The sequence below is a fragment of the Bacillus sp. M6-12 genome (genome assembly GCF_002860285.1).
Taxonomy (GTDB): domain Bacteria; phylum Bacillota; class Bacilli; order Bacillales; family DSM-1321; genus Peribacillus.
Map to the genome: position 1 here is coordinate 103,710 of NZ_PGVF01000004.1, position 22,314 is coordinate 126,023.

Genomic DNA, 22,314 nt, shown 5'->3' on the forward strand with positions numbered 1-22,314 from the left:
ATATTAATTTAAATTAAAAAAGGCGGGATCATTTATGGTGCTTCAAGCAAGAATAGAGAAATTAGCCTCGAATGGCCTATACCGAGACAGAAGCAATGTAATATATATCGGAATTACCCGTAGTGGGGAAAGAGAATATCATTCCTTCGGCGACTTCCAAAGCATCCCTAAGGACCATGCCGTTTTTGAAATTGGTTCGATTACAAAAGTTTTTACGGGATTATTATTAACGGAATTAGCCGAAAGGGGAATTGTAAATTTTGACGATCCAATTGAAAAATACAAACCGGAATACAAAAATGCTGTTAATCTAGCAGGAAAACCTATGACACTAAGGCATTTAGCCACTCACACGGCCGGACTGCCACGGGAGGATAAAGCGCTCCGTAAAAAGCTGCTTGATAAGAAAAATCCATATAAACATTATCTGAATGAAGACCTTGATGCTTTCTTCCGTTCTTATAAACTAAAAAAAGCTGAACAATGGGGCTATTCGAATTTAGGGGTGTCTTTGCTGGGAAGAATACTGGAGGATGTGACAGGAAAGCCTCTTGAGGAAGCAATTGAGGAAAGGATATGTAAGCCACTCGGATTAGCAGACACAGTTATGAGCTTATCAGATGAACAAGCAGAACGGAGAATTGTGGCCCGCACAAAGAAAAAGGAGCCCATTCCGTTAATGGAACTTTATGGCATCCTGGGTGCAGGAGGGCTATTATCAACGATGGATAATATGATTCGATTCGTTGAATTGAATCTTGGAATCATCGATAGCCCATTAAAGGACATTTTGCAAGCTTCCCATCAAAAACAGGCAAACGGCCCTAAAAAAAACTTTGAGATGGGAACCAATTGGTTTATTGAGCATAACAAGCACATCAAATATCCAATCATCTGGACGGGCGGAACAACTGTCGGTTTCCACAGTTACGCAGGTTTCATCAAAGAATTGGGGCTTGGTGTGACCGTGTTATCATCGTATCATCTGAGGATACATGATCTATTGCTAGTTTTAGCAGGAAAAGGTCCCGTTGTAACAGACAGAATTGCAGCAGAAGTTTTTAAGGATGCGGCAGGAAAATAAATACTCCAGTTCGGCCTATTAGAATGGGCGCATGAAAGAAAAAACTCATCTTTGCAAATTCTCTTCTCTGCCGGCACTCCAAACTTTACAGCAGACTGCTTCATGCAGAAAAGATTCACGTATTCTTTTCGCACTTCCGTATGTTTTAGTGCACCAATGAATGCTTAAAGGCATATATCACAGCCTGGGTTCGGTCCTGAACCTCCAGCTTGCTCAAAATATTGCTCACATGAACCTTGGCTGTTTTTATTGCTATGAATAATTCATCCGCTATTTCCTGATTGGTTTTGCCTTCTGCCATGAGCAGCAGAATTTCCATTTCTCTGCTTGTTAACAGCTCATGAGGAAGCTGTTCATTGCCCCGGCGCATTCTTTGCATCATCTTGCCGGTAACCTCTGGTTCAAGCACAGATTGCCCTTTAAATGTTGCGCGGACGGCATTGGCAATATCACTGGCTTTTGACGTTTTAAGCATATAGCTTGTCGCTCCCGCCTCCAATGCAGGATAAACCTTTTCATCATCCAAAAAGCTCGTTACTATGATAATTTTCGCTTCCGGCCAACGGGCAATAATTTCCCTTGTAGCTTCAATACCATCCATTTCCTTCATAACCAAATCCATAAGAATAATGTCCGGCCTCAGCTCCAAGGCCAGTTCGACTCCTTTTTTTCCATCGTCAGCCTCGCCAACCACTTCGATATCCGGCTGTGCTGATAAATATGAAGTAACTCCAATTCGAACCATTTCATGGTCATCAACAAATAAAACCTTAATCATTTTCTCCCATTCCCCCTGCCATCAAAGGTACCTTAACTTCCAAGCGTGTTCCTTTATTCTTCACACTGACAATCTTCATCGTTCCGCCTATTTCGACTGCCCGTTCATGCATATTCTGCAAGCCGTACGACCCCGCCTTTGATTCCTCCATATTAAATCCCTCGCCATCATCTGCAATACGTAAAATGATCAAGTCATCACGGCTTATCAGCAGTACCTCCAGCGCGCTTGCCTTCGCATGTCTTAGCGTATTGGAAACAGATTCTTGAAGGATTCGGAATAGATGGTCTTCAATCCCTTTATCCAGCGGCACTGGTTCGACCTTCCATGATATATCCATCGGAACCTTCTGCTGTAATTCAGCAAGCAGCTCCTGAATTCCTTCCTGCAGTGATTTTCCCCTTAATGGGATCGGCCTTAAGTGAAGCAGCAACGCCCGCATTTCCAGCTGGGATTGGTGAATCATTTCCTCAACCATTCTTAGCTGCTTTGCTTTGCTGTTATCCGCCTCGGGGCCGGCCTCATTTATTGCTGACAATAACATTGAGGCTGCAAACAGCTGCTGGCTTACTGAGTCGTGCAGCTCTCTTGCCAGGCGATTGCGCTCCTGTGACACGATTTCCTGCATTCTTTTTTCCAATTCCTCTGCATTTTCGTTCGCAAGCTTTTGCGTTGCCTTAATCTGCTCGGATACATGCCGCTGCACTTGATCCAGTCTAGTTTCAATCAGTGAAAAATCCTGGATCGAATTTTCTTTTTTATACAAAGGGGCTTGCCCTTGTTCAAGCTGATAAAGTGCATCGCCTATCTGCTGGATTTGCTTGCGCCAAAACAACCCTGAGCAAACTCCAAAGCCCGTACCGGCAATAATACTAACGCCGGGAACAAACAGCAAATACGGGAAATCCATGACTTCCCTTTTCCATAGCTCTGACCAATTACCAATAGGAAAAACAATAATGGTTACAGCCGCAATTAAAAGGGAAAGCAAGAGTGAAAAGCATAGTCCGGCTATAATCTGCCGCTGGATAATACTCATATCCGCTTCACCTCTAAATTCCCGGAAATAAGCGAGGTAACGATTTTTACCTTTTGTTCTGCGTTTTCATACTCAGATGTCTGCAAAGAGATGTTTTGATTAAAAACCCTTTTCTCGTGGTGCTGTAAAACTTCTGCGGTACCTGCTAAAACAGAATGCTGGACTGATACTTCAATATCATAAGGAATGAATATCCTAATATTTCCAATAAAACCCCGAATCGTAATGACGGATTCTCCCTTCGGCAGTACTGTATTGCTCAGGTCGATCACCGTATCTCCAATTCCGGTCTGGATGTTGATATCATTCCATTCATATACATGATCTGGTGTTTTTTCATGTCCAAATAGTTTATTTCCGAGCAGCGGTTTTCTTATTACCATATCAAGCGGCGGTGTATCTATTGGCTCTTTTACAACTGGCTCCACCTTTCTGGGTTCCTTTCTTGACTGAATATAAAGGAATAATATATATGCCAGAATCGCCATAATAAAAAATTTAAAGGCCATCATATTCATGACTGTAAATAGTGCTGTAACCGTACCGATCCAAAATAATACCCTGCCTATGGTGCGGCCTCTTTTTTTACGGCCGATATATATACAAGCTGCTGAAATGAGAAGGGAGAAGATGAGCCCTCCGTCAAAGAAAGAAATTTCCAAGACAAGGACAATCAAACCTATTAACAATATCCAGCTGATTAAATCCGTTTTCATATTATTGAACACGAGCGGCCTCCTTCCCTCTTCATCCCGGTGATATAGTATATTTTTTAAAAATTCCGAGCCCTTAAGCCTGCTCTAACCGGATATTAATCTATGAAAAAATGCTTTAAGCAATATGTGGCTGATCGCAACGCCAAAGGTTGTTTTTCCTTTTCGCCATAAAAAGGCGCAGATATCTACGCCTTTTTAGAATACCATGATTAGTTTAGGAAATAGTATGGGTTTCTTTATTTTTCATTTCTTTTTCAAGCTGGTGAATCCGTGCATCAATCGTATTCCGATAGAAAGCTGAGTTTACTTTATGCTCAAGCCTTTCGAGATAGCTTTCCATTTCTGAGAATCGGGAGAATGATTGATCGGCATTTCTTGCAGGATCCAGAACCTGATTCATGCGGTAATGTGCTCTTGCCATGTTTTCGCGGCCCATCAGCTCCATACGCTTAATGTTCATGTCCTTTAGCTTATGCTTCATTTCTTCGTACTTACGCTCTAATTCAACTAGCTGGGATCCCGCTTTTTGCATCGCGTCCTTTAGTCGGAATGACCGCTCTTCAAACATCGAATATTCCTGGATTGCGAACTCATGCAGCTCAATTTCACCTGCTTCTTTAGCAATCTCGGCCTGGTGTTTGCGCTTCTCCGCTAAGTCATGGGCATAAAGGTATTCCCTGCTGAATTCTTCTTTTAACAAGTGCTGGCGTTCAACAAGCTTTCGGACTTTTTCAGTCTCCTGTTCACATTCGCGCAGGTACTGGTTCAAGGTAGCGATCGGGTTTTTCTGCTCCTTTTGATCAAGTACCTCGTGGATATCAGCAGTGACAGCATTTACGATTCTGTTAAATAAGTTGTTCATTTAAAAACTCTCCTTTTTAATGTTTTTTATTTTTTTAATTCAGCCCATTGCTTTTCAAAATTAATGAATGGGTCGTTTTCCGCAGTTTTGCAGGATACTTTCGTTTCATTCCATTTTTTATAAACAAGATAAAGCACATATGCGGCTACCAGCCCAATGATGGATGGCACGTTTGCCAGTGAAGCAGATAGTGCCACTAGCCCGATAATTGCCCAGGCAATTTTGCTGGGGGTTCTGCTTGCCTTTAGGAATTCTTTAAAAACGAAGTAAAGAATCACCAGGCTGATCGCTAATCCGATCATCGGCCCCACATTCGCCAAAAGCGTTATTGCTGCAATTCCACCTACTAAAAACAATCCAAATTTTTTCATTTGTCGTTCCTCCTTTTCATGTTTCTAGCTTACCTGGATTTGCAGAGATTGATAATTGCTCGTTAGCTATATTTTCCAGTAAGACTTGAGTCCTAGTTGAGTTAAGCATTAAAACTTACCAGAAGAAAAAGAACCCGCTGTATTTTCCCAGCGGATTCCTGCGTTTGATGATTTATCTGTCAGCTCTTCAGCCTCACGTTACCTTCTTTTGCCCTGCGGCTTTGAATTTCGTGCATTATCTTTCTTAATGGGACGCCCAGTTCTGGTGGGCCTAAAGTCGTTTCTTTCACTTCTTGGTCTGTCGGGCCTGGAATCGTTTCTTTCACTTCTCGGCCTGCCCGTCCTAAAATCATCTCTTTCACTTCTTGGTCTGTCAGGCCTGGAGTCGCTTCTTTCACTTCTCGGCCTGCCCGTCCTAAAACCGTCTCTTCCACTTCTTGGTTTGTCGGGCCTGGAGTCGTTTCTTTCACCTCTCGGCTTGCCCGTCCTGGTGCCGTTTCTGTCATTTCCCGGGCGGTCGGTTTTTGAACGCTCCTGTCTGCCTGTTTCACTGCGGCCTCTTCTTCCAGAGCTGCTGGCAGTTTGCCGGTCCCGAGGCTTTAGCTTGCTGGTTCGGCTTGGCGTACTTTCATACCTTTCTGCTTCCGCTGTTTTCTCCCGTTCAATTGTTAGACCGATTGCCTTTTCAATATCTTTCATTTCTCCTGAATCCTTAGGAGCGATAAAAGTTATAGCTCTTCCGGCACCTCCAGCTCTTCCTGTACGGCCAATTCGATGGATATAGCTTTCCACATCCTCCGGAATATCATAATTGAACACATGGGTAATACCTTCTACATCCAATCCCCGTGCGGCTACATCAGTTGCAACCAGCAGGTGAAGCTCAGCGTCTCTGAATCGTTTCATTACCCTTTCACGTTTCGCCTGCGATAGATCACCATGCAGTTCATCTGACACATAACCCAGGCTCACCAATGACTCATTCAGCTTGCTTACCCGGCGCTTTGTTCTGCAAAAGATAATACCAAGAAAGGGGCGTTCCTCATTTATTTTATTAAGCAAAGCTGCCTGCTTTCCTCTGTCTGTCGTTTCTACAATCAGCTGGCTTATCTCCTCTACTGTTACCTGGCTGCTTTTAACCGATATTGTTTTTGGCTGTTTCAAATACTTTCGAGCAAGGGTCCTCACTTGTTCAGGCATCGTTGCCGAAAATAACATTGTTTGCCTGTCCGGAGAGGCTGCTTGGATAATCTCTTCTACTTCAGGCAAGAATCCAATATGCAGCATTTGATCAGCTTCATCCAGTACAAGCATGGATAAATTGGAAAGATCTATCGTTCCACGCCTCATATGGTCCAGCAACCTCCCAGGTGTCGCTACTACAACAGAAATGTTCCGCTTCAGCTTCTTTAATTGCTGCTCAACGTCCTGCCCTCCGTAAACAGCCAGTACTTGAAGACCTTCTTTAGCGGAAGCCAGCTTCTTCATTTCATTTGTAATTTGCAGTGCAAGTTCGCGGGTTGGCGTTACAATCAAAGCTTGTATATGTTCCGATTCAGGATCTGCCTTCTCCAAGATTGGCAGCAAAAAAGCAAGCGTCTTTCCAGTTCCTGTTTTTGCCTGCCCAATGATATCCTTGCCCTCCAGCAAAACAGGAATGGCCTCTTCTTGAATTGGAGTTGGCTCTGTAATGCCATTTTCACGCAGCAAATTATTGACTTCCGGACCGACTCCAAGATTTATAAAATCCATTTATTATTCCTTCCTTCATAAGGATCTATCAATGACATGTCTCTAGTTATAAGCTTTTATTATTGCATATATCTTCCTATTGGTGTGAATTATTACTTTGCTCCATTTATTTTCACACATACAGCCAGGAAAATGCATCTTTTATCCTGCTGCTACAGCTTTTCATAAAAAAAACGCATGAAAAAAATCATGCGTTTGTTGTCATATTATTTATTCATCTGCGCCAGGAAGTCCCCCAGCAAATCATCAAGGCTCTCTTCAGGCTGATTTTGCTCCTCTTGCTCATCATCAGAACTGCGGGCCTGCTCCCAGTCAAAGTCTTCGAGATCGTCTATGCTATCATCATTAAACACCGGCTGCTGATCTCTTTCTTCTGTTTTATCAGAAGCTTCATTTTGCACCGGGACGACCTTTTCAGTTGTCTCCTGAAGATATAAAGCATCGTCTATTTCAAGCGCGTTGCTGTTTAAGGAAGCCAGCAGGGCTGTTGCTCTCAGCGGATCAGAAAGCAGCTGGAATAGAATGCTTCCAAGCATAGCTTCCGAGTGAGAGTGCTTCAGCCAATCCCTTTGTGCTTTACTCAGCTTTTGCGGAAGGGGAATGGAGATCATTTCCCGTTCCCTTGTATAGGAACTACTGACACCTTCCATAACATATTCTGCAATCTTACTTGAAAAATTCCTCTTCTCAGTTTCTTTCAGTTTCTGCAACTGCCTGACAATATGATCAGGAGCATCAGAGGGAACACGGAATGTAATAGCTTGTCCCCTTTGGATTCCTGAGGAATTCTTGTTTGTCATTTAATCCACCTATTTCGCTGTGCCAGCCTTCTGCTCTTCTTTTTTAGCTTCCTTATTGGCAGCTTTCGCTGTTTCCCCTGATGTCCTTCTCGTAAAATCAGAAATCAGCTTATAATACGCATTAGCCATCATCCAGATGCTTTCCTTTTCATCTTCAAAAAAGTCGATATTATAGCCATCCAGATTATTGTTCAAGGTTTTTAAATATTCCTTTAAAACAATTGCTCCGCCGCCTACAAAATAGCAGATTTCCGTCTGTGAGTTTTTCTGCCATACATTTCGCAAATGGCGGTATTGCTTCTTAGCCAGCTCAAGCAAAATCCGGTCCGTGATATCGTGGACGCTTGTACGGCTTCCTCTTACCATGATATGATTTCTATCATTTTTCTTGGTAATGATTTCTACCACATCGCGTCGGCTATCCAGCTCCACACCATGTTTCTTTCTGATTTCTTCCCGAATTGCTTCCAAAGATTCTGCAACCCCAAGGTTAAAGCCCTGTGCCTTATCGTCATCTACCTTACGATTCTTAATTACTGCAATATCAGTAGATAAGCCGCCTATATCCTGGATAAGAATGCGTTTATCAATCAAGTCACGGTTAATGATATTCAAATCGTTATCCATCACAAGGTTAATATAAGCTGCAAACCCTTCTGGATAAACCTTCACTTCTTCAAATTTAATATTTACTTTTAACCCCTGATATTTTGGAGTTATTAAAAATTCTACCTGGTGTACGTTTCCTAACAATTTAGAACGGTAACCAACATCCTTGCCTTCTTTCACTTCGCGAAGGGGAAGTCCTGTACCAAGAGTATAATTTGCTTCTACAACATTATTTACTTTGCGGAAGCCTGCAGGATTTTCTTCGTTTACGGCATCCAAAGCCAGCGCGGCAAACAGCATTACGAGGGTTTGATCCTCCTCTGATTTGCTGCTCCCTGGGTCAAGCTCTGAAGGATTATCGCTTTTTGTTGCCAGATTACCTACCCGGTAAATAGCATTATTGTCTTGCAGGGCAGGAGAGTGTACTTTGATATGAATTCCTTCAATAGGATCTTTTTCGTCCAATTCTTCTATTCCTATAACCGGCCTGTCCTCGATATCCCTAGCAATTACGTTTGGTATATACAGTTCAGAATCCAATTTGCCAAAAAGGGCTTTAATTGCGTCGTTTCCTACGTCAACTGCTGCTATACGTGAGTTTGTCAAAACAATCATCCTTTCAAAATTCACTTTAAGAATTACTTGATTACTAGATTAAGGATAAAAAAGATTCCTCGAATGGTCAATACTCCCAAAGATGCATTCTTTCCTGTCTATCTTGTTTTCTTTTTTGTATACAATTCAAACAAATATGTACACATCCTTATATATCAATATGTTTACAGCTTTGTTTACATGCATACATTTTTTGTATACAAAATATCTTTCTTTGTAAACATGTAAACATTTTTGTAAACACTGCTTTGATCAGGGATATCCCTCCCATTTCTCCCTTTATTAACACTGCTTTTAATCGGATGACTGAGATAAACTGGTTAACTAACTATTACTTAATTCACAGTAAATAATGATTCCATTAATTCCTTATACTTAAAAATACAAATCCTGCCATAGAATACTTACGTGTATAACTCAAGAATATGGGTATGGTAAATAGTGGACTAATCAAATTTCTGGCAAACGATAATTATTAGTGATACGGAGGATATAGATATGAGCGATTCTAAAAACAAAAAATGGTTCCTTCCTCAGACCCCTGAACCTTATTGGAGGGATTCAGCCCCCCTCCCCTCTTTTCCAAAGCTTCAGCAAAACATAGAAACAGATGTAGCGATTGTGGGTGGAGGTATAGTTGGGCTTACTTCAGCCTACTTACTCTCAAAGCAAGGTATAAAGGTGACTGTAATTGATTCAGGGAGAATTTTGAATGGAACAACCGGGCATACAACAGCGAAAATCACTGCGCAGCACGGGTTAATATATGATCAATTGATTAATACCTCCGGAGAAACACAAGCAAGACTTTATTACGAAGCAAATAGCGAAGCAATGAACTTTATCCGCCGACTTGTCGAGGAACATACTATTGATTGTGATTTATCAACCCAAGATGCCTATGTTTATACAAATGACGACAAATATATAGAAAAAATTCAAAACGAGAAACAAGCATACGATAAACTCGGAATCCAAGGGGAAATAGTTGAAAGCCTCCCCCTTCCTATTGAATGCAAGCTCGCAATTGTGATGAGAAATCAAGGACAATTCCATCCATTGAAATACTTGTCCACCCTCACCACTGCGATCACGGAGTCTGGCGGGCAAATATTCGAAGACACAACCGCTACAGATATTGAAGAGGGCGACAAACCGAAAGTGTTAACAAGAGATGGATACACCATTTCTTGCAAAACAGTCATTGTCGGCTCTCATTACCCTTTTTATGATGGGAAAGGGCTTTATTTTACAAGGCTTCATCCAGATCGGTCATATGTATTGGCAGTTAAAACGGAAAAAGACTATCCAGGCGGTATGTATATCAGCGCTGAACAGCCAACAAGGTCCCTTAGATATGCATCTGTAAATGGCAGCGAACCGCTGGTATTGTTTGGCGGAGAGTGCCACAAAACAGGACAGAGCCATCATACGCTTGATCATTATAAAGCATTGAAGGATTTTGCTGACCAAACGTTTGGAATTAAAGAAATTCCATACAGATGGTCAACCCAGGATTTAATTACACTGGACCAGATCCCTTATGTTGGGGAAATCACCTCAGGCTCCCCTAATATCCTGGTTGCAACCGGATTCGCAAAATGGGGCATGACCAATGGCACGGCAGCGGCTTTATTGCTGGCTGACTTGATCTTGAAAAAAGAGAACCGCTTCTATGAGCTCTACACTCCTACAAGGTTTAATGCCAAATCGACGGTTAAAAGCACAAAGACCTTTATCAAGGAAAACTCTGATGTAGCCGTACATTTAGTACAAGGAAAAATGGAAAATACGGGTATAACACCAGATATACTTAAGGAAGATGAAGCTTGTGTGGTTTCAATAAAAGGAAAACGTGCTGGTGCTTACAGAGATACCAGCGGGACACTTCACCTGGTGGATACGACATGTACACATATGGGGTGTGAAGTTGAATGGAATAACGGAGAACGCACATGGGACTGCCCATGCCATGGATCACGTTTTTCATATTCCGGTGAGGTTGTGGAAGGCCCGGCTTTGAAGCCTCTGAAAAAGGTGGAACAACAGCAGGAATGAACAAAACACTGCACCACATTCCAGGCTGTTATTTGTTTAATTTTTAACACTCATTGAAAAAACCGGTATATTGTCTGGATATTTCCATTTTGTAACAATTTTAAAGGGTGCACGGTGGTAAAATAGGTTAACAAAACCAATTAGGATGGTGAACAAAATGGAACACAATCCGGCCAATATATCGGAAACAATGGGCAGCATAATAGAACTTCTAGAGTCTTTTAACCGAAAAGTTGGATAGTATTGAAACGCGTCTGACCAGATTGGAAAAGATGGATAGTATTGAGCATAGAGTAGCTGTTAATCAGATAGAACTGTCAGATATTAAGGAAGCACTGCAAAGAATGGAAGATTTTCAAACCGGTGATCTGGGAAAAGTGCTTCTTCAGCTATTAGAATTGACAGGAAAGCTATCCCATGAGTGCATGTCCACCGTCGCCTGGACACCCACTTAGTTAAACTTGCAAAAGCTGAAGAGGAAATTCTGATGCTAAAAGCCAAATGGTGGAGATATTCGGGGGATTTTCACCAGCTTAAAACGGCTTGGAAATAGGAGCAGCATTGAGTTTCCCCTTCTTTTGGATTATAATTATCCCTATAATCATGTTTTACAAAGGAGAGCATTATGAGTAACCAGGAACAAAAAGAGCAGCAGCCGAAAAAAATGTCTCTGCAAGAAGCTATTAAACAAAAGCTAGAAAGCAAAAAACAGCAAACATCAGGAAACAATTCTGCTTCCGGCCAATCTCAAAAAACAAAGAAGCTGACCAGCCAGCAAACGAAGAAGCCAAGCAACACGAGAAGAAAAATGGGCGTTTAACATGGATGGCCGATATCGGAACAACCTGGACAAGGGAAACCGTGTCCAAATTGTATTAAAAGCAGACCAGAAAAGCGGCGCCCTTACTGCCGGTGTTGTTAAAGATATTTTGACAAACTCTTCCTATCATCCACATGGCATTAAAGTCAGGCTGGAATCAGGACAGGTGGGACGGGTAAAAGTAATCGAATAAAGACATCCACTGTGCCAGTGAACTGGGACAGTTTTTTGTTTTCACCCTTCCTTTATCTCCTTTTACTTTTCCTGCTCTACCGAGATTCTGTCCACCCTTCTTTCCCGGAATAACAGCCATAAAAACAGAAATAACACTACTGCAACTGCCTCCAGGGAGACAATATACCAAGGATAAGGCCCCAGCAAATCTAGCAAACTGCCGCTTGAAGGTTTTCTTCTTAAAAACATGTAATTTCCACCGACGAATTTATTAATCATAAAAATGACAGGAAGTAATAAATTCAAAAATACCATCGTCCAGGCCAGACCCTTGATAGTCGGCCGATATCCCTTCACCCAAGTAAAATATAAGGCTGTTAAAATTATACCAATGTGAGTGTAAAAGAAATGAAAATAGCGGAAATGAGGGAAATCAATAAAAAGGACAGGTGTAAAAACTGCTTGCAGGCTTCCTGCAATCCCCGCAAAAAACACAAAGTCATAAACCCTTCTGTTCCCCGTCAAAAGCAAAACCACTGAAAGGATCAGGCTTACACTGCAAAGTTCAAGCGGAAGTGAATCAGAAAGGTCAAAGCTTCCTATACTGCTAATCCAAACATAGTATAAAGACTCAGTTATGATCAATGTAAAAGCAAACAACCGCTCCACAGTTTTACCGGATTTATTGATTTTCATGCTTCCGCTAAAAATAAGCAGAAGCCCTCCCATTATGCATAAGAAACCAATGGCAGCAAAGTGGGTCAATGAAAACATTTGAAAAACCGAGGAATCCCCGTCTCCCCATAACCTCTCCATCCCAGTCACCCTTTTTTCATGAAATTTATAAGCAAAAAGCATCCCAAATCCAGTGATTTCGAATGCTTGCCCTGAAAAACTATTTTACCGCAACAAATCCAGCAATTCCTTTAGTTCGTTTTTTGTAAGATCGCGCCATTGGCCAATCTTTAAACTGCCGAGATTAATATTCATGATTCTGATTCGTTCAAGCCGGGTAACCCTGTATCCGAAAGCCTGGCACATTCTTCTGATCTGGCGATTCAGACCCTGAGTCAAAATAATTCGGAACACCCTATCGCTTACCTTGTATACCTCGCATGGCTTCGTAACCGTATCAAGAATTTCGACTCCGCTGGCCATTCCTTTTAAAAACGCTGGGGTTATCGGTTTATTTACAGTAACGACATACTCCTTATCATGATTGTTTTCTGCCCTTAGGATTTGATTCACAATATCCCCGTCATTCGTAAGCAGGATTAATCCCTGTGAATCTTTATCCAATCTTCCAATTGGAAAAATACGTTCCGGGTGGTTTACAAAATCTATAATATTTCCTGGAATATGCAGTTCTGTGGTGGATGTAATCCCAACTGGCTTGTTTAACGCTATATAGACTGTTTCTTTCTTCTTCCCAAGCAGCCTCCCATCAATCCTAACATCATCACCAGCTTCTGCCTGACTCCCTAGCTCAGCAATGGCGCCGTTAATAGTCACTCTTTTTGCTTCAACCAATTTGTCCGCTTCACGCCTTGAGCAAAAACCGCTTTCACTAATAAACTTATTTATTCTCATGACAAACCATTCCTTATGAGTTGTATGTGTATCATTGTACCACAATCAGGAAATTCCATTCTTAAGTTTATGTTCTTTAAATATTGATACCGGAACATTAATCTAGTTTCTGCCGAATAATAGTATGGAGTAAAGAGTACGCACCTTTACCAGCAGCCAAATCCTGCAGAAATGTGCATCTATTAAGCTGCAGGTGGCTGGCACTCATCACAAACGGAAAGGCAGTGTTGCTTAATGTATGGAAGGCAAACTTTACCCGATTTTACTTATGCGCAGACAAGAAATAGCAGGGATATCTTGAAAGTTTCAGGTGAAGGATCGGTAACGGCCGCTCCAGACCGCGCCATTGTTACTGTTGGCGTTATAACTGAAGGAAATGATCCCGAGAAAGCACAAACTGAAAATGCCGCAGCAATAACAAGAATTGTAAATGCACTTGTCGCAATCGGTATTCCCCGGGAAAACATTCGCACGGCTGATTACCGAATCGAACCGCAATACGACTATAAAGAGGGCCAGCAGATTTTTAAAGGCTACAAAGTAACTCATTTACTTAGGATTACTGTTGAGAAAATTGAACAAACCGGAACTGTACTTGATACCGCTGTAAAAAACGGGGCAAATTACGCAGCAAATATCGAATTCTCAATATCGAACCCCGAGGCATACTATAATCAGGCTTTATCCCTTGCTTTAAAAAATGCCTATGGAAAAGCAATTACCATAGCCCAAACATTGGATGTCCATCTAATAGCCACCCCAATTCATGTTGAAGAGGTGTCGCAAGCACCGTCCCCGTTAACGTATAAATCAGCCGAGTTTGCCGCAATTCAGGCAACACAGATACAGCCTGGGGAGCAGACAATAAGTGCTCTCATTCGTGCACAATATATTTACAGCTAAGTATTATTTACACCTTTGACAAAAAGGCAAGGGATGAAAGTCCCTTGCCTCCATGATTAAAATATAACAGTCTTATTTTCATGAACAATAACACGGTCTTCCAGATGCCATTTTACCGCGCGGGCCAGGACACTCCGTTCAATCGAACGACCGATCTTTTTTAAGTCCTCGGCGTTATCACGATGATTTACCCGTTCAATTCCCTGCTCAATAATCGGCCCCTCGTCAAGATCATTAGTCACATAATGCGAGGTCGCCCCTATCAGCTTTACTCCCCTGTTAAAGGCGCGCTCATATGGTTTGGCTCCGATGAACGCCGGCAAAAACGAGTGATGGATATTGATAATCCTGTTTGGAAGTGCGGCCACAAATTCAGGAGTAAGAATTTGCATATAGCGGGCCAGCACAACTAAATCAATCTTATATTCCTCCAGCAGCTCCAGCTGTCTTTTTTCTGTTTCTTTGCGTATATCCTTGTTCGCCGGTATGTAATAGAACGGGATATTCAGTGATTCCACAACCTCACGCGAATCCTCATGGTTGCTGATAACCAATGCAATGTCAGTTATTAAATCACCGCTTTGCCACTCCCAAAGAAGCTCCAGCAGGCAATGAGGTTCATTAGAGAGGAATATAGCTGTCCGTTTAATATCGCTTACATCCGAAAATTTCCACTCCATTGAAAAAGATTCTCCTATTTCACGGAATTCCTTTTCCATTTCCTTTGCTTTTGACTTTAAATCAGGACATTCAAATTCAATTCGTGTAAAAAAAGTGCCTCCCTCCGGGTTGAGCGAATACTGGCTAAGCTCAATGATATTCGCTTGAAATCTCCATAAAAAATTAGATACAGAGGCCACTATCCCAGGCTGGTCAGGGCACTTGATTACAAGGCGGCCAATATTTTCATTCCTTTTCCGAAATTCATTTAATTGTTCTGTAATGTTCATGCCATTATCCCTTCTTCATAAGCTTTTAATTAAATATTATAACGGTATACCACCGGTAAAAGATCTAAATTTTTATATAATTTATCTTTTTTCATAAAGTTTTAATAAAAGCTTTAGTCCAATTGTTTCTTCATTTCCTCAAGCTCACTGCTATTCAGATGCCGATACTGTCCAGACGGAAGGTCCCCAAGCTCTATATTCATAATCCGTACCCGCTTTAGCTTCAAAACCCGATATCCAAGCTCTTTACTCATCCGGCGAATTTGTCTGTTTAAACCTTGTGTAAGAACAATCCTAAAGATATATTCACTTATCAGCGAAGTTTCACACGGCTTAGTTACCGTACCCAGAATTTTAACACCCGCTGCCATTCTTTCTAAAAAATCCTCAGTTACATGCTTGTCCACGGTTACGATATACTCCTTGCTGTGATTGTGTTCTGAGCGCATCATTTTATTAACAATATCACCATCATTCGTCAATAGGATTAATCCTTCAGAAGCTTTGTCAAGTCTGCCCACCGGGAAAACCCGTTCAGGATAATTGATGAAATCTATGAGATTGTCCGGTACATTTGGCTGCGCCGTACAGGTTATCCCTGGCGGTTTATTTAATGCCAAATAAATCGGCATCCCTTTTTGAGGAATTGGGCTGCCATCGATCAGCACCTCATCCCCTTCTGCTATCTCACTGTCATGTACGGCACCTGCACCATTAATAGTAACCCGTTTATCCTTAATCAGCTTGTCTGTGGTTCTTCTGGAACAGTATCCGGTCAAACTAATATACTTCTGTATCCTCATATCGAAAAAACCCTTCTGTTCAGCTATATAGAACTTTTAACATGTTTATTATTGTCATGCCTGCACATCTGTAATGCAACTATTATCCTCGCAAATAACCTGTTTTGATTTCAATAATCAAACCATTTTTTACATGATGATTACAAGGATTTAATTAGGGGTAAGAACAAGTATGCTCACTAAATAGCTTATGGATAGAACAGCGTAAGCTATATTATGCCGCGGCTTTAGGCATTCAATAATGATTTAGAGGGATTTGGCAACACTCTGGCTCCCTAAAGCAGCCATGGTACTAACTTAACACGTTACGGGCCTGCTCCACAGCTTAGTTGCACGCAGCTTACGCTCAACAGTATTTTAAGTGAAAAATAAACTTGCATATTAAACAAAGGGGGATATTAAATCAGCATGCGAAAAAAAGCAAAGCTTTTTCTATCATCTATCTTTCTTTTCGGCCTCTTGGCCGGCTGCGCTGAGAAAGATAGACTTTCAGATGGATCAGAGCTGATCGATAAAGAAACATTCGTTTATGCGGCGTCCGGTGAGTTTAAACCGTTCAGCTACACAACAGATGATATGGAATTAACCGGATTTGATATAGAAGTCGGCAAGGAAGTGGCCAAGGAATTAGGGTTAAAGCCAGTTGAAAAACGGTTAAAGTTTAAAGGAATCGTTGAAGGTGTGAAAACCGGGCGCGCAGATGCTGCCGTCGCAAGTCACACAATAAACGAACTGCGGGCAAAACATGTTGCTTTCTCCACTCCATACTATTACTCAGGCCCGCAAATTTTCGTAAGACCTGACAGCGGGATTAAAACCGTAGATGACCTGAAAGGCAAGGAGGTTGCGGCGGCAAAAGGGTCTACTTATGCTGATACCGCTGCGCAATATACCGATAACGTTAAAGTTTATGACAGTGATATAACCGCTCTGAAGGCCCTTGACGGCGGGCGCCATGATGCCGTCATTACGGACTTTGTTACAGGAAAAACAGCAGCAAAGGAAGGCTTTAAGATTGAAGGGCGGCAGTTAATCGAACGAAGTGAACAAGCCATCGTTCTGCCCAAAGATAATCCAAAACTGCTGAAACGTGTTAATGAGGCATTGGAAAACCTTCGTCAGGATGGGACTCTAGCCAAAATAAGCCAAAAATACTTTGGTGAAGATATCACAACAAAACCGGAATAAATAGAAAGGAAGTCGTTCATTTGCCTAGTTTTTCTCATTTTTTTAATACGTTAATTGAAAATAAATCTGTTTTTATTGAAGCGATGCTGCTCACTTTGGAGCTAACAGCTGTTTCGATTTTAGTCGGTATCGTAATTGGCCTCTTCTTTGCCTTATTAAAAATTTCCAATATAAAGGTCCTTGGCTGGATTTCGGATATTTATGTTTACCTGGTAAGGGGCACCCCGCTTATTGTGCAGATTTTCATTTTATACTTTGGAATTAGCGGTATTTTTCTAATACCTGATTTCTGGGCTGCTGCCCTTGCGCTAGCCTTTCATAACGGCGCATATATTGCTGAGATTTTCCGCGGGACAATCCAGTCCATTGACAAAGGCCAGATGGAGGCTGCACGTTCGCTTGGGATGAGCAAATCTTTGGCACTTCGCCGAATCATACTGCCTCAGGCATTCAGAAGAGCCCTTCCACCGTTAGGTAACCAATTCATTATCGGCTTGAAGGATTCCTCACTGGCGGCTTTCATTTCAATGAACGAGCTCTTCAACGTAGCTACTACACTTGGATCTAATAACTTTGACGAAATGACATATTTATTGATTGTAGCCGTTTACTACCTGATTTTAGTAGCCGTGCTGACACTCATTGTAAATGTAATTGAGCGAAAACTAGCAGTAAGTGACCGATAGGAGGATTTTAATTGAGTGCAAAAACAATGATACGTATCAAAAACTTAAATAAATCTTTCGGCGACCTACATGTGTTGAAGGATATAGATATGAAGGTGCTGGAAAGCGATGTTGTCTGCCTGATTGGATCGAGTGGGTCAGGAAAAAGCACATTGCTGCGCTGCCTGAACTTTTTAGAAAAAAGAGACAGCGGACAAATTGTGATTGAAGGCGAGGAAATTCTCCCTGAATCCCATGATATTAATAAAGTCCGTGAAAAGGTTGGAATGGTGTTTCAGCACTTCCACCTGTTCCCCCACATGACTGTTCTTGAAAATATTATCGAGGCGCCTATACACGTTAAAAAAGTGCCGAAAAACCAGGCTATTCTAGAAGCAAAAGAGCTGCTGAATAAAGTTGGATTAGCCGATAAGGCCGATGTTTACCCTAGTAAACTATCAGGCGGCCAAAAACAGCGTGTCGCTATCGCCCGTGCATTAGCGATGAAGCCTGATATCCTGCTTTTTGATGAACCAACCTCAGCACTGGACCCCGAGCTTGTAGGCGAGGTTTTGACGACAATGAAGGAGCTTGCGGAGGAAGGTATGACCATGGTAGTAGTTACCCATGAAATGGGGTTTGCCCGTGAGGTCGGTGACTGGATCATCTTTATGTCAGAAGGAAGAATCATTGAAAGTGCCCCTTCAGACCAATTTTTCAACAATCCAAAGGAAGAACGAACAAAGGAATTCTTAAGCACTACGGATTTGAAGTAATCAGGAAAAGCGCAAGCGCCCTTGAAAGAGGAAGAACGGCTAAGGTCGCCACGTCCTCACAAAGGAACGTCGACTAAGTTCTGGCAGGGTTGTAACATAAAGCCGTTACAACCTCCGTCCTGTGCACGTCGACACCAGCACATCCTCACAAAGCCGCCGCTTTGTTCTTGCGATGGGTCGCTGGCGTAGCGTTCCTTGTCCTGTGCAAGTCCGGCAAGCATAAGACCAGCACTGGCGGAAGGCGATTTTTGCCTTCTGAAGATGTTGGCTTATGACCAAGGTTGTACAGCACTTGGTTACAGCACTCGAGGCGCTGGGGCTAGACAACTGTATATGTTAAAAACGTTGTTTTTTTCTTATCTCTAAAAGAAAGCATGGGCGTTCCATGCTTTTTCAGGTTAAACGAAAAAATATTGCTTTATAGCTTGAAAGAGGCTGTTTGAGGATATAAGTCATAATGGTTGAGGACATTGCCAGGCGCCAACAAGTCTTTTATCGAAAGTGAGGTTGATGAAAGTGCCGAATTCTAAGTATTTTCGGATTGGATATGCGATTATCATAGTTTTAGTTATTATCATGCTGGCAACGAAGGTTGATTTTATCTTTCATCCTTTAGGTATCTTTTTTGAAACTCTATTTTTCCCATTTTTAATATCGGGAGTGCTGTTTTACTTGCTGCGGCCCATCGTCTTCTTCCTCCATGATAGAAAAGTGCCGAAAACTTTATCGATTCTGCTCATTTACTTGCTTGTGATCGGCCTGGGAATCACAGCTGTCCTTCTCGTTGGGCCCGAACTGCAGAAGCAGACAAAAAGTTTAATAGATAATTCACCAAAGCTGATTGAGACAATGCAGACTAAAACAAATGAACTAAAGGAAAGCCAATGGTTTTCAAGGTTCCAGGAAAACGAGTATCTTACCGTTGATAGCATCAATACAAGAATTAGTGAGTATTTTAAATCCAATGTGTCGGATATCGGTTCAAAGGTTTCAAACGCGTTTGGAATGCTAACCAGTATCATTACTGTGATTGTCACCGTTCCTTTCATTGTGTTTTATCTGCTAAAGGACGGCGAAGGGGCATCAAGCAACGTACTGAAATTTCTGCCTTATTTTCAGGCGGAGGAAGCGAAGAAGATTGTCAGGGATATGGATAGTGCCTTAAGCTCCTATATCCAGGGCCAGGCAATTGTTTCATTTATCGTTGGGGTCATGATGTATATTGGCTATTTAATTATCGGACTTGATTACTCTCTCATTCTTGCTTTTATAGCGATGCTGACAAATGTCATTCCTTTTATTGGGCCTTTTATTGCGATCGTCCCAGCGCTGGCTATTGCTTTTATGACTTCTCCCTTTATGGCGCTTAAAGTCGTCATCGTAGCGGTTATCGTCCAGCAAATAGATGGCAATGTATCCTCTCCGCTCATAATGGGACGGAAGCTGGACCTTCACCCGCTCACCATCATCCTGCTTCTTTTAGTCGCCGGCAATATGGCTGGCCTGGTAGGCATGATTGTAGCAGTCCCCGTCTATGCTGTATTGAAGGTGATCGCAAGCCATGCCTATCGGCTTTATTTGCTTCGCAAAGTGAGAAAGGACAATATTATTGAAGTGGAATAAAGCAAAGAACACTCTATCAAAGCGTTTCAGTGAGAGAGTGTTCTTTTTATATTTCATTGACTTATCCTTAATTAAAAAAGTTAAAAATTATAGAAACTCTTTCAGTTTTACACCCAATCAGTTACTTATCTGCGTTCTATTGGCACTTATAGGGTTAAAAGCCATTGAAGCATGGAAAAATGTATGTATTTATGTTATATATAAAAGAATTAATACAAACGAAAGAGGTCGAATTTAGTTGGAACATAATTCTCCGAATTTTATAAGAAACATTATTAAAGAAGATCTCGAGACCGGTAAGCACGACCATATCATTACCCGCTTCCCTCCTGAACCAAACGGATATTTACATATTGGCCATGCAAAATCAATCATCCTGAACTTTGGAGTAGCAGACGAATTCAATGGTAAAACGAATTTGCGCTTTGACGACACCAATCCGCTGAAAGAGGATGTGGAGTATGTCAATTCTATTAAAGAAGATGTAAAATGGCTGGGTTATGAATGGGACGGCCTCTTCTTTGCCTCAGACTATTTTGATGAAATGTATAATCGCGCTGTCTTGCTGATTAACAAGGGGCTTGCTTATGTTGATGATCTTTCCGGAGATGAGATCAGGGAATACCGCGGCACATTAACTGAGCCAGGTAAGGATAGCCCTTACCGCAACCGTTCCGTTGAAGAAAATCTTGATTTGTTTGAACGGATGCGTGATGGTGAATTTGAGAATGGCGCAAAGGTCCTGCGGGCAAAAATTGATATGTCTTCTCCAAATATCAATCTTCGCGACCCTGTCCTTTACCGAATTTTGCACGCCGAACATCATAATACTGGAGATAAATGGTGCATTTATCCGATGTATGCTTTTGCCCATCCGCTGGAGGACGCGATTGAAGGTGTAACTCATTCATTATGTACACTTGAATTTGAGGATCAGCGCCCGCTTTATAATTGGATTGTGGAAAATTGTGAAATGGAAAGCAAGCCGCAGCAGTACGAGTTTGGCCGACTCAACCTTACAAATACTGTAATGAGCAAGCGTAAACTCAAGCAGCTAGTTGACGAAGGCTTTGTAGATGGCTGGGATGATCCGCGCATGCCAACGGTTTCAGGCTTAAGAAGACGCGGCTATACACCGGAAGCAATCCGTGCCTTCTGCCATGAAATTGGAGTTTCAAAAGCATACGGGGCAGTGGATTCCCAGGTACTTGAACACTTCGTCCGGGAAGACCTGAAATTAAAAGTGCCACGGACAATGGGTGTCATCCGGCCGCTAAAAGTGGTGATCACAAACTATCCGGAAGGTCAGGTGGAAATGCTTGATGCAGAGATCAATCCGGAAAATGAGGAAATGGGGAAAAGACAAATCCCATTCTCCAGGGAGATTTATATAGAGCAGGATGACTTTATGGAGAACCCTCCTAAAAAGTACTTCCGTCTATTCCCTGGAAATGAAGTCCGCTTAAAGCATGCTTATTTTATTAAGTGTGAAGATGTCATTAAGGATGAAAACGGAAATGTAACAGAGATCCATTGTACCTATGATCCAGAAACGAAGAGCGGCACTGGCTTCACTGGACGGAAAGTAAAAGGGACTATCCATTGGGTTGAAGCTTCGAATGCAGTTCCTGCTGAATTCAGGCTATATCAGCCGCTTATTTTGGACGAAGAATCTGAAGAAGAACAAGAAGAAAAAACGTTCCTTGAGCGAGTTAATCCTAATTCACTGGAAATCCTTAGAGGCTTCGTGGAGCCAAATATGAAGGATACTGCTCCTCAAGATAAATTCCAATTCTTTAGACATGGATATTTCAATGTCGATCCGAAGTACACAAGCGCAAATCAGCTTGTCTTTAATTCGATTGTTGAACTGAAAAGTTCATTTAAGCTGTAACAGGAAAAACGCAAGCGCCCTGGTCAGAGGAAGAACAGCTAAGCTCGCCAGTGTTGTAACTAAATTCTTGTTACAACCTTTGTCCTTTGGCGTCGCCGGCACTAGCACATCGTGTGCGTCGGGGCTGGGTGCTGAAGCTAGACATCTGTACTTGTTAATCTTATAACCATCCTGCATTCCTTCATTGGTCTGCAGGCTTTTTCATATAAAAACCCTGCCATTTGCCTGGCAGGGTACTTTAAAA

General features: G+C 42.0%; 23 protein-coding genes. 11 read left to right on the top strand and 12 right to left on the bottom strand.

Annotated features, from left to right (window positions below; genetic code table 11):
- Window positions 1–34 precede the first annotated feature (34 nt).
- Window positions 35–1,084 (top strand): serine hydrolase domain-containing protein, encoded by a 1,050-nt coding sequence (locus CVD28_RS07080; RefSeq protein WP_101591669.1) that lies wholly within the window; start codon window positions 35–37, stop codon window positions 1,082–1,084.
- 145 nt (window positions 1,085–1,229) lie between these two features.
- Here the strand turns inward: CVD28_RS07080 and CVD28_RS07085 are convergent, their stop codons facing one another.
- The 8 genes from CVD28_RS07085 to CVD28_RS07120 form a co-directional block, all read right to left on the bottom strand.
- Entirely contained in the window at window positions 1,230–1,862 is a 633-nt protein-coding gene (locus CVD28_RS07085) for a response regulator transcription factor (protein ID WP_101591670.1), read from the bottom strand.
- Window positions 1,855–2,901: a sensor histidine kinase gene (locus CVD28_RS07090; RefSeq protein WP_101591671.1), complete on the bottom strand. Its 1,047-nt coding sequence runs from the start codon at window positions 2,899–2,901 to the stop codon at window positions 1,855–1,857. Before CVD28_RS07090 ends, CVD28_RS07085 begins: the two co-directional genes overlap by 8 nt.
- Window positions 2,898–3,629, bottom strand: a complete 732-nt coding sequence (gene liaF / locus CVD28_RS07095; protein ID WP_180954027.1) for a cell wall-active antibiotics response protein LiaF — start codon at window positions 3,627–3,629, stop codon at window positions 2,898–2,900. The genes CVD28_RS07090 and liaF overlap by 4 nt, the downstream gene beginning before the upstream one ends.
- A gap of 202 nt (window positions 3,630–3,831) precedes the next feature.
- The gene (locus tag CVD28_RS07100) at window positions 3,832–4,479 is read right to left on the bottom strand and encodes a PspA/IM30 family protein (RefSeq protein ID WP_101591672.1); all 648 of its coding nucleotides are present in this window, start codon (window positions 4,477–4,479) and stop codon (window positions 3,832–3,834) included.
- Window positions 4,480–4,505: 26 nt separating this feature from the next.
- A complete protein-coding gene (locus tag CVD28_RS07105; protein WP_101591673.1) occupies window positions 4,506–4,850 on the bottom strand; it encodes a lmo0954 family membrane protein in 345 nt (114 codons plus the stop codon).
- 198 nt (window positions 4,851–5,048) lie between these two features.
- Window positions 5,049–6,602, bottom strand: coding sequence for a DEAD/DEAH box helicase (locus CVD28_RS07110; protein ID WP_101591674.1), 1,554 nt, complete (start codon window positions 6,600–6,602; stop codon window positions 5,049–5,051).
- Between the two features lie 206 nt (window positions 6,603–6,808).
- Entirely contained in the window at window positions 6,809–7,402 is a 594-nt protein-coding gene (locus CVD28_RS07115; RefSeq protein ID WP_101591675.1) for a hypothetical protein, read from the bottom strand.
- A 9-nt stretch (window positions 7,403–7,411) separates the two neighbouring features.
- Complete coding sequence (locus tag CVD28_RS07120) at window positions 7,412–8,617, bottom strand: ParM/StbA family protein (protein ID WP_101591676.1); 1,206 nt, start codon at window positions 8,615–8,617, stop codon at window positions 7,412–7,414.
- 507 nt (window positions 8,618–9,124) lie between these two features.
- Here CVD28_RS07120 and CVD28_RS07125 point away from each other — a divergent pair.
- The 4 genes from CVD28_RS07125 to CVD28_RS07140 all read left to right on the top strand — a co-directional run bounded on the left by CVD28_RS07125 (window position 9,125) and on the right by CVD28_RS07140 (window position 11,697).
- Window positions 9,125–10,684 (top strand): FAD-dependent oxidoreductase, encoded by a 1,560-nt coding sequence (locus tag CVD28_RS07125; RefSeq protein ID WP_101591677.1) that lies wholly within the window; start codon window positions 9,125–9,127, stop codon window positions 10,682–10,684.
- A 272-nt stretch (window positions 10,685–10,956) separates the two neighbouring features.
- On the top strand, window positions 10,957–11,139 hold the full coding sequence (locus CVD28_RS07130) for a hypothetical protein (RefSeq protein ID WP_142384736.1): 183 nt from the start codon (window positions 10,957–10,959) through the stop codon (window positions 11,137–11,139).
- A 170-nt stretch (window positions 11,140–11,309) separates the two neighbouring features.
- Window positions 11,310–11,504: a hypothetical protein gene (locus tag CVD28_RS07135; protein ID WP_101591679.1), complete on the top strand. Its 195-nt coding sequence runs from the start codon at window positions 11,310–11,312 to the stop codon at window positions 11,502–11,504.
- A gap of 1 nt (window position 11,505) precedes the next feature.
- A complete protein-coding gene (locus CVD28_RS07140; RefSeq protein ID WP_101591680.1) occupies window positions 11,506–11,697 on the top strand; it encodes a YwbE family protein in 192 nt (63 codons plus the stop codon).
- Window positions 11,698–11,759: 62 nt separating this feature from the next.
- Here the strand turns inward: CVD28_RS07140 and CVD28_RS07145 are convergent, their stop codons facing one another.
- Together CVD28_RS07145 and rluF are read right to left on the bottom strand one after the other, a co-directional pair.
- Window positions 11,760–12,494, bottom strand: a complete 735-nt coding sequence (locus CVD28_RS07145; RefSeq protein WP_101591681.1) for a YwaF family protein — start codon at window positions 12,492–12,494, stop codon at window positions 11,760–11,762.
- A gap of 84 nt (window positions 12,495–12,578) precedes the next feature.
- Window positions 12,579–13,268 carry a 23S rRNA pseudouridine(2604) synthase RluF gene (gene rluF / locus CVD28_RS07150; RefSeq protein ID WP_101591682.1) on the bottom strand — a complete coding sequence of 230 codons (690 nt, stop codon included), beginning with the start codon at window positions 13,266–13,268 and terminating at the stop codon, window positions 12,579–12,581.
- Between the two features lie 297 nt (window positions 13,269–13,565).
- Between rluF and CVD28_RS07155 the strand changes: the two genes are divergently transcribed.
- Window positions 13,566–14,171 (top strand): SIMPL domain-containing protein, encoded by a 606-nt coding sequence (locus tag CVD28_RS07155; protein WP_257985787.1) that lies wholly within the window; start codon window positions 13,566–13,568, stop codon window positions 14,169–14,171.
- Window positions 14,172–14,227: 56 nt separating this feature from the next.
- On the opposite strand, the gene purU is transcribed toward CVD28_RS07155, so the two are convergent.
- A complete protein-coding gene (gene purU, locus CVD28_RS07160; protein WP_101591684.1) occupies window positions 14,228–15,121 on the bottom strand; it encodes a formyltetrahydrofolate deformylase in 894 nt (297 codons plus the stop codon).
- A 113-nt stretch (window positions 15,122–15,234) separates the two neighbouring features.
- The gene (locus CVD28_RS07165; RefSeq protein WP_101591685.1) at window positions 15,235–15,924 is read right to left on the bottom strand and encodes a pseudouridine synthase; all 690 of its coding nucleotides are present in this window, start codon (window positions 15,922–15,924) and stop codon (window positions 15,235–15,237) included.
- A 408-nt stretch (window positions 15,925–16,332) separates the two neighbouring features.
- Here CVD28_RS07165 and CVD28_RS07170 point away from each other — a divergent pair, with 408 nt between their 5' ends.
- The 5 genes from CVD28_RS07170 to CVD28_RS07195 all read left to right on the top strand — a co-directional run bounded on the left by CVD28_RS07170 (window position 16,333) and on the right by CVD28_RS07195 (window position 22,070).
- Window positions 16,333–17,112, top strand: a complete 780-nt coding sequence (locus CVD28_RS07170) for a transporter substrate-binding domain-containing protein (protein ID WP_101591686.1) — start codon at window positions 16,333–16,335, stop codon at window positions 17,110–17,112.
- Between the two features lie 20 nt (window positions 17,113–17,132).
- Window positions 17,133–17,798: an amino acid ABC transporter permease gene (locus CVD28_RS07175; protein WP_101591687.1), complete on the top strand. Its 666-nt coding sequence runs from the start codon at window positions 17,133–17,135 to the stop codon at window positions 17,796–17,798.
- A 26-nt stretch (window positions 17,799–17,824) separates the two neighbouring features.
- Complete coding sequence (locus tag CVD28_RS07180) at window positions 17,825–18,553, top strand: amino acid ABC transporter ATP-binding protein (protein WP_180954035.1); 729 nt, start codon at window positions 17,825–17,827, stop codon at window positions 18,551–18,553.
- Window positions 18,554–19,069: 516 nt separating this feature from the next.
- A complete protein-coding gene (locus CVD28_RS07185; protein WP_101591747.1) occupies window positions 19,070–20,176 on the top strand; it encodes an AI-2E family transporter in 1,107 nt (368 codons plus the stop codon).
- A 238-nt stretch (window positions 20,177–20,414) separates the two neighbouring features.
- The gene (locus CVD28_RS07195; RefSeq protein ID WP_101591690.1) at window positions 20,415–22,070 is read left to right on the top strand and encodes a glutamine--tRNA ligase/YqeY domain fusion protein; all 1,656 of its coding nucleotides are present in this window, start codon (window positions 20,415–20,417) and stop codon (window positions 22,068–22,070) included.
- Window positions 22,071–22,314 lie beyond the last annotated feature (244 nt).

Bases quoted from the DNA above. Each gene is read 5' to 3' on its own strand.
- CVD28_RS07080 (WP_101591669.1), top strand. From the start codon at position 35: ATGGTGCTTCAAGCAAGAATAGAGAAATTAGCCTCGAATGGCCTATAC.
- CVD28_RS07085 (WP_101591670.1), bottom strand. From the start codon at position 1,862: ATGATTAAGGTTTTATTTGTTGATGACCATGAAATGGTTCGAATTGGA.
- CVD28_RS07090 (WP_101591671.1), bottom strand. From the start codon at position 2,901: ATGAGTATTATCCAGCGGCAGATTATAGCCGGACTATGCTTTTCACTC.
- CVD28_RS07100 (WP_101591672.1), bottom strand. From the start codon at position 4,479: ATGAACAACTTATTTAACAGAATCGTAAATGCTGTCACTGCTGATATC.
- CVD28_RS07105 (WP_101591673.1), bottom strand. From the start codon at position 4,850: ATGAAAAAATTTGGATTGTTTTTAGTAGGTGGAATTGCAGCAATAACG.
- CVD28_RS07110 (WP_101591674.1), bottom strand. From the start codon at position 6,602: ATGGATTTTATAAATCTTGGAGTCGGTCCGGAAGTCAATAATTTGCTG.
- CVD28_RS07115 (WP_101591675.1), bottom strand. From the start codon at position 7,402: ATGACAAACAAGAATTCCTCAGGAATCCAAAGGGGACAAGCTATTACA.
- CVD28_RS07125 (WP_101591677.1), top strand. From the start codon at position 9,125: ATGAGCGATTCTAAAAACAAAAAATGGTTCCTTCCTCAGACCCCTGAA.
- CVD28_RS07130 (WP_142384736.1), top strand. From the start codon at position 10,957: ATGGATAGTATTGAGCATAGAGTAGCTGTTAATCAGATAGAACTGTCA.
- CVD28_RS07135 (WP_101591679.1), top strand. From the start codon at position 11,310: ATGAGTAACCAGGAACAAAAAGAGCAGCAGCCGAAAAAAATGTCTCTG.
- CVD28_RS07140 (WP_101591680.1), top strand. From the start codon at position 11,506: ATGGATGGCCGATATCGGAACAACCTGGACAAGGGAAACCGTGTCCAA.
- CVD28_RS07145 (WP_101591681.1), bottom strand. From the start codon at position 12,494: ATGGAGAGGTTATGGGGAGACGGGGATTCCTCGGTTTTTCAAATGTTT.
- rluF (WP_101591682.1), bottom strand. From the start codon at position 13,268: ATGAGAATAAATAAGTTTATTAGTGAAAGCGGTTTTTGCTCAAGGCGT.
- purU (WP_101591684.1), bottom strand. From the start codon at position 15,121: ATGAACATTACAGAACAATTAAATGAATTTCGGAAAAGGAATGAAAAT.
- CVD28_RS07165 (WP_101591685.1), bottom strand. From the start codon at position 15,924: ATGAGGATACAGAAGTATATTAGTTTGACCGGATACTGTTCCAGAAGA.
- CVD28_RS07170 (WP_101591686.1), top strand. From the start codon at position 16,333: ATGCGAAAAAAAGCAAAGCTTTTTCTATCATCTATCTTTCTTTTCGGC.
- CVD28_RS07180 (WP_180954035.1), top strand. From the start codon at position 17,825: ATGATACGTATCAAAAACTTAAATAAATCTTTCGGCGACCTACATGTG.